The sequence below is a fragment of the Kitasatospora sp. NPDC001660 genome, from assembly GCF_053596725.1.
On the sequence record NZ_JBSFGU010000110.1, the window covers coordinates 1 to 5,896 of the forward strand.

The 5,896-nt window shown below is 68.9% G+C and carries 5 protein-coding genes and 3 pseudogenes; 5 read left to right on the forward strand and 3 right to left on the reverse strand.

Annotated elements, in window-relative coordinates; all coding sequences use genetic code 11:
• Nucleotides 1-185: 185 nt before the first annotated feature.
• Both ACWCXH_RS39560 and ACWCXH_RS39565 read right to left on the reverse strand, forming a co-directional pair.
• On the reverse strand, nt 186-971 hold the full coding sequence (locus ACWCXH_RS39560; RefSeq protein ID WP_449806364.1) for a hypothetical protein: 786 nt from the start codon (nt 969-971) through the stop codon (nt 186-188).
• 273 nt (nt 972-1,244) lie between these two features.
• A complete protein-coding gene (locus ACWCXH_RS39565; RefSeq protein WP_449806365.1) occupies nt 1,245-1,658 on the reverse strand; it encodes a hypothetical protein in 414 nt (137 codons plus the stop codon).
• Nucleotides 1,659-1,889: 231 nt separating this feature from the next.
• Between ACWCXH_RS39565 and ACWCXH_RS39570 the strand changes: the two genes are divergently transcribed.
• A complete protein-coding gene (locus ACWCXH_RS39570) occupies nt 1,890-2,204 on the forward strand; it encodes a hypothetical protein (RefSeq protein ID WP_449806366.1) in 315 nt (104 codons plus the stop codon).
• A 221-nt stretch (nt 2,205-2,425) separates the two neighbouring features.
• On the opposite strand, the gene ACWCXH_RS39575 is transcribed toward ACWCXH_RS39570, so the two are convergent.
• Nucleotides 2,426-3,388: a hypothetical protein gene (locus tag ACWCXH_RS39575; protein ID WP_449806367.1), complete on the reverse strand. Its 963-nt coding sequence runs from the start codon at nt 3,386-3,388 to the stop codon at nt 2,426-2,428.
• Nucleotides 3,389-3,640: 252 nt separating this feature from the next.
• On the opposite strand from ACWCXH_RS39575, the pseudogene ACWCXH_RS39580 reads away from it, so the two are divergent.
• The 4 genes and pseudogenes from ACWCXH_RS39580 to ACWCXH_RS39595 all read left to right on the forward strand — a co-directional run.
• Nucleotides 3,641-3,910, forward strand: a pseudogene (locus ACWCXH_RS39580) (IS5/IS1182 family transposase); the annotation flags it as partial.
• 58 nt (nt 3,911-3,968) lie between these two features.
• Nucleotides 3,969-4,166, forward strand: a pseudogene (locus tag ACWCXH_RS39585) (hypothetical protein); the annotation flags it as partial.
• Nucleotides 4,167-4,449: 283 nt separating this feature from the next.
• On the forward strand, nt 4,450-4,653 hold the full coding sequence (locus ACWCXH_RS39590) for a hypothetical protein (protein WP_449806368.1): 204 nt from the start codon (nt 4,450-4,452) through the stop codon (nt 4,651-4,653).
• A 209-nt stretch (nt 4,654-4,862) separates the two neighbouring features.
• A pseudogene (locus ACWCXH_RS39595) lies at nt 4,863-5,135 on the forward strand (virginiamycin B lyase family protein); the annotation flags it as partial.
• Between the last annotated feature and the right edge of the window lie 761 nt (nt 5,136-5,896).

Below are 5,896 nucleotides of genomic sequence, written 5' to 3' on the forward strand. Positions count from 1 at the left end.
GCGGAGCTTCCGGGCATTTCACGTCATGCACCTTGGTGACGAATGCGACAAAACCGATCAAAACTCTCGTCGCAAACCATCCCTAAACGCCCACTGACAGCCGATCTTGACCAACTGTCAAGCGACGTTGACCGCTCGGCTTCGGTGTTCTTCCTGGACTTCTGCCGAGTCTCTGGCTCGGGACGCTAGCGGAGCGCGTTCGCCAGCGACTGGGTCAGGATGCAGGTGAACCCGACGCCCCAGTCGTCGCCGTCGTCGCAGCGCAACTTCCGGTCGCTGAAGGCGTCCAACAGGTCCTCCAGCGGGATGATGGTGCCCTCGGCGCCCGGCTCCGCGACGTGCAGCACCTCGATCATGCCCTCGCGGACGAACCGGACCAGCGAGGCGAGGTCCGCAGCCACGTACGCCCGCAACTCCTCGCCCTCCAGTCCGGACGGCAGATCGGCGAGGATCCCGAACGGTCCGGTCAGCCAGCCGCTCGCCTCCATGGCACACACGCGGACCCGGTCCTCGTCCTCCGTCAGGTCCAGCTGGTGGATGGTGGCCCGGGCATCCGGCGCGTACGCCCGGGCCTCCCAGCGGCGGCGCCCCTCGACGGTGGCCCGCAGCGAGAGGACGGGCAGATCGGCCCCATCGCCCGACGGCATCAGCCACGTCGCCGGGGCGGCGACCACCCGCTCCAGCTCCAGGCCGGTGACCGCCGGGCCGTCCTCCTGGACAAGGCTGGTGCTCAGGGCCCGACACACCGTCAACCACCCGTTTGCGACCAGCCGACGCGTCGCCGCCGCCAGCTCCGGCACGCGCTCCAGCTCTTCCACGGGCGACGCGTTGCGCCGCCTGGGCACCTCGGGCGAGCCCGCCCAGCGCAGCACGGCCATGATGTGCTGCGCGCTGCCGCGCGGGCTGGTGCCGGTGACAGCACGGCGGACCAGCACCTGCTCGGTGACGGTCAGTTCGTCCCAGTTCTCCATGGCAGGCGATCCTGACACATCCACCCGCTCCGACCTGCAGGGTTTTCGCCCGCGGACCCGGACCCCGCAGAACCGCCCGCCAGCACCGCATCGCCGTGTGCCCGCGCGGCAACCCCCACTGCTTCCCTGCCGATCAAGATCAGGTGGCAGGAACCTGCTGGTGGTCAAGATCGAATGGCAAACGGTCAACGTCTCCTGTCAGAGGTCGATGTCCTGTCGCACCGAAGTTTGACCAGTCTCAGCGAAGTTTGACCGGGCGGCTCCCGGGCCCCGCTACCTTTCGACGGCTACTGGGATCCCGCGGAGCTTCAGCCGTGTCTTCAGGAACTCCATCTCCGCCAGGGTGCCCACCACACCGTCGCTGCTCAGCTGCTCGACGAGCCCCCGTGCCTGCGGCAACGACGCGCCCGAGACTTCGCGGAAGACCTTCATGGCCTGGACCAGACTGGGCACCGGCCCGGCCAGCCGCAGTCTGACGGCTCCATTCGCTGCTAGCAGCGCCTGTCGCCACTCATCGTCCGGTGCCGGCCCCGACCCGGCATGCTCGCACCGATAGGCGCCGCAGCTGTCGCAGTAGAACTCGGCATCCCAGCACAACTCGCCGAAGTTGATGTACTGATTCACCTGCCGCACCGCCATGTCGCCGCACTCGCAGAGCGCCGCGATCTTCACCGTCTGGCCAGTCACCCGGACTCCCTCCGTCCAGCTCACGCCCTCGATCCCCTCACCGCGGAGATCCTGCGTGGCTGCATTCGAGCACAGGCACCGCCTACCGACGGAATCCGGCCGACGGTCAAACTTCGGTGAGACTGATCAAACTTCGGTGCGACAGGACAACCGCAGAGTGCGGGGCGGGCATCAAGGTATCGGCGGGGCGTGGCCGGGTGCGGATCCGGTCGCACGTACGATTCCCCTGCCGTGGGCAAAGGGCAGAAGACCTTCGAGTACACCGACGAGCTGAAGAACGCGCAGCGGGCACTGATGGCCGTGCAGGCCGAGCGCCGTGCCTTCCTGGCCACGCTGGCGTTGTGGGGCGGCGATCTGGAGGCCGCCCGGCAGGGGCTGAGCGAGGAGCAGCTGGCGGAGTCCGCCCGGCTGGAGGAAGCCGAGCGGCGGGCCTCCCATGCGGCGTGGGCTGACGAGTACTGGGCCAAGCTGTCCGGCGAGGACCGGGTTATCGCCCGCAGCCGGCTCCAGCACATCGACGACGAGCCGGCCGCCTCGGCCGCGTAGCACGGACGCGTGCGGCCCGACGGCGCCTGTACGGGCCGGCCGCCTCCAGGGCCGGGCGTAGCGCACCGCGATGTCGACGTCCGGCTCGGTCGAGTGGAGGTCGAGGTCGGCGAGGGCGAGGGCGGGGTGGTTGTCGGCGGGGGCGCGGGTGAGCCAGCGCCCGCCGGGGGCGCCGACCCGCCCGGTGGCGGGTAAGTCGGCACTGGTGGTGGATGTTGTGATCAGGACGTGGCCGTCGGCGGGAGGATCTGCACGGTGGACTGGGCGCCGCAGCTCGTCGTCCCTCGGAACGGAATGGCGCCCTCGTTGACGAACACGCACGGGCTCAGTTGCGTGGCACCGGTCGGCGTGGTGGCGTCGTAGGAGACGCGGACTCGGGTGACGGTCGTGTCGCCCGCGCGAATGCCCGAGTCGCGGCCCTGGAGGTAGACGCCGACCGGGTCGCCCTGGATCCCGTTCGACACCTTCTCCAACACGCGCCACGAACCGTCCGCGTCGCGGACCTGTACCGTCGCGTGCGGGTCGGTGAACAGGACGTTGCCGAGGTTGACGTAGTCGGACGGCGTCGAGTCGTCCAGGACAGCATCGAACTCGATCGGGTCACCGCCGGCGACCGCCGCGTCCGGCACCTCGGACAGCGACGTGATCAGCGGCTCGGCCTTGATCGTCCTGGTCTCCTGGGCCAGTCCCGCCCAGGAGCCGTCGAGCGCGACCACCGCGGAGTGCAGCCTGATGGACCGGAAGCCGCCGTTGGACGCCCCGTCGTGAGGCAGGCCCATCGGGGCGGCGATGCGCAGAGCCAGATCGACCTCGCCGCCGGCCGGGACGGTCACACTGTCGGGCCCGGCCAGCAACCCGCTGTAGGTGACGTTGTCGTCCCCCCGGTGGAACTCCAGCGGAATCGCCTTCCAGGTGCCGTCGGCCGGATCCTTGTAGTCGATGGTGATCGCGTGCTCGGGCGTGCCGAGGTCGCTGACGGTGTCGAGCGTCAGGCCGTACGTGGTGGTCTGGGTGCCCGTGTTGGTGATGGTCTCGGTGAACTCGACCGGCTGGCCGGCGAATCCGATCGAGTCCGGAGCCTCGACGGAGAGCGTGGCGTGCGGAGGCTCGTCCGCGAAGGCGGCGGGTGCGGGCAGGGCGAGTGCCCCGCAGAGTACGGCGGTCCCGACGGCTGCAGTGGCCACTGCGGTACGGCGAGCACGACGGATACGGGCGATGGACATGGTTCCCCCCTGGAACGTGACTGCGGGAAGCCGAAGGACGGCTCAGAGCGTGACTCGATGATCGACCGGGTCGGCGAGCCGGGCACCGACAGCACCGCGCTCCGGAACGCCCTCGCCTCCCCTGCCTCTCACCCTTGAAGACGTGTGGAACGCCCCGGGGTTGCAGGTGGCTCCGAGGAACTTTTCCGGGCCAGGAGTCGGGCCGGGAGGAGCCGCGGCCTCGAACTCGACCGCCTGAGCGCCGACGGCTGCATCACCAAGGCGCCCCCCAGTGGTGAATGCGCTGGCAGAAGCCTGGTCGACCGGGCCGAACTCGGGCTGAAGCGCACGCAGTTGACCGACGGGAGCGGCATACCCCTGGCCACCCAGCCAGCGCCAGGCAACACCCGCGACCATACTCTGCTCCCCGCCACCCTCGACCGCTTCACCGCCCTCGAACCGACTCTCGGGCCGCTGCCGGAGTGCCTACGCCTGGTTCGAGATCGGCACGGCGGACGCGGAGGCCACGCGGGCGTTCTGGACGGCCGCCTTCGGGTGGCGGATCGAGTTTGACGAGAGCGCCGGCGGCAAGCCGTACAGCAACGTGTTCACCGGCAACCAGTGGCCCTCGGGCAGCGTGTACGACCTCGGCACGGGCGGCGTCGACTACCTGATGCCCGACTTCCTCGTCCTCGACGTGCCCACGGTCACCGCGAAGGCGGCCGAGCTCGGCGCCACCGTCGAGTTCGGACCGGACGCCAACCCCGACGGGCTCCTCTACAGCCGCCCGATCGACCCCCGCGGCAACCGCTTCGGCCTCTTCTCCATGCCCACCACACACCCGACGGGGCCAGCGCCTGACGAAGACAACCGACGAACCACCGGGGCCGACCGCGCGGCCCGCCGCCGCAAGACCGAGACCGCCCTCCGGCGGGTCCACGAAGCCATCCGTCGGCTGCGCCGAGAACGCCCTCAAGGCAGCCCACGGCGAGATCCTCGCCCAGCGAACCCGCGCCGGTGCTCTCATCGGCCGGATCCGGGATTTGCAGGCGGAGTGGACCGAGGAAGCCATCCAGCTGATCACCACCGAGAACACCACCCTCAAGCACCGCCTCCGCCAGCTCACGACCGACAACCGCACCCTCGACGAGCGCCTCAAGGCTGCCCGATCCAACCTCCGCTTCCAGGACCGCCGCGTCGCCGACCTCGAAGCCCAGATCGCAGGCCCAGAGGCGAACGCCACATAGACACCCGACGGCGTCTACCAGGAATCGGTGGTCTCCACGAGCACGAACACCCTGATCATCCTGGACGCCGACGCACACCTGCTGCCGGTCAAGCAGCCGGCCTTCGGCGCGGCGGCCGCCCCAACTGCCGGTCGTATCCGGGGCCAACTGCCAGCCTGTCTGCGTCAAGTGGTCTGGGCGTTTGCGGCCCGAACGGCGGCCGCGCGGGCCGCGGCACCCCGGCCGGTGTGTTCACCGCCTACGACCTCACGGACACCGTCTTCTTCCCGTTCCCGTGGGGCATCACCCCCGGACCGGACGGCAACCTGTGGTTCACCGAGAACGCCAGCAACGACATCGGCCAGATCACGACATCGGGGACGATCTCCGAGGTGTCGATCCCGACCTCCGACTCGTCCCCGCTGGACATCACCACCGGATCCGACGGCAACCTCTGGTTCACCGAGAACACCCAGAGCCAGATCGCAACAGTAACCCCCTGACAGGACCGACGACGCGAACGGCCACCCAGCCGGGCCACCCCGCCTCCCGCCATCAGGCGGGAGGCAAAGCCGGTCGCCAGTCGACCGGTGCAGGTCGCACTGGCCGCATTGCTGCCCCCTCTCCCCACAGGCAGAGCCGCAGGGATGCCCTATGCACTGGGCAGGTTCACCCGTGTGCCGAACACACCATCTGAACCCGACGGTCGAACTTCACTGAGACAAACTGCTACCAGTCAAACTTCGGTGAGACCCGGCGTTTCCCGTCTCGAATGGTCTGGTTCCCGTCTCAAGTGATCCGGTCCTATTCGCCTGCGGTCTCAGGTGACCTGGTTCGCCGACCGTCCATCAAACCTCCAGGCAGCAGGGCAGCCTCACAGACATATCCAGCAGTAGAGCTGCTCGCTGGCTTCGCGAGCCCGCCTGGCGAGTCGGATGATTCCCTCGGCCACCGGCTGCATGTCATCGGCGTGCGCTCCGTGCAGTGCCTCCGCTTGCACCCACCTGGCGACGATGGTCGGTACTTCGGAGTCGCGCACTGCCGCCAGAGTATCCCGCGCCAGAGGATGGAGTTCGAATACCCATGGTCCTGTCATCCAGGGATTGTCCTCGCCCCCTTGGTCTTCCGGGCCGGGAGCCGGGCAGGTCGGCCACACGGTCGTCTCCTCGACTAGGACGCGTATTCGGTCGTGATCAATGGGTTCGGGTGAGGTCCTTGATCCAGATCATTGCGCCGCGAAGGTGAAGGCCGGCGAGGTAGCTTT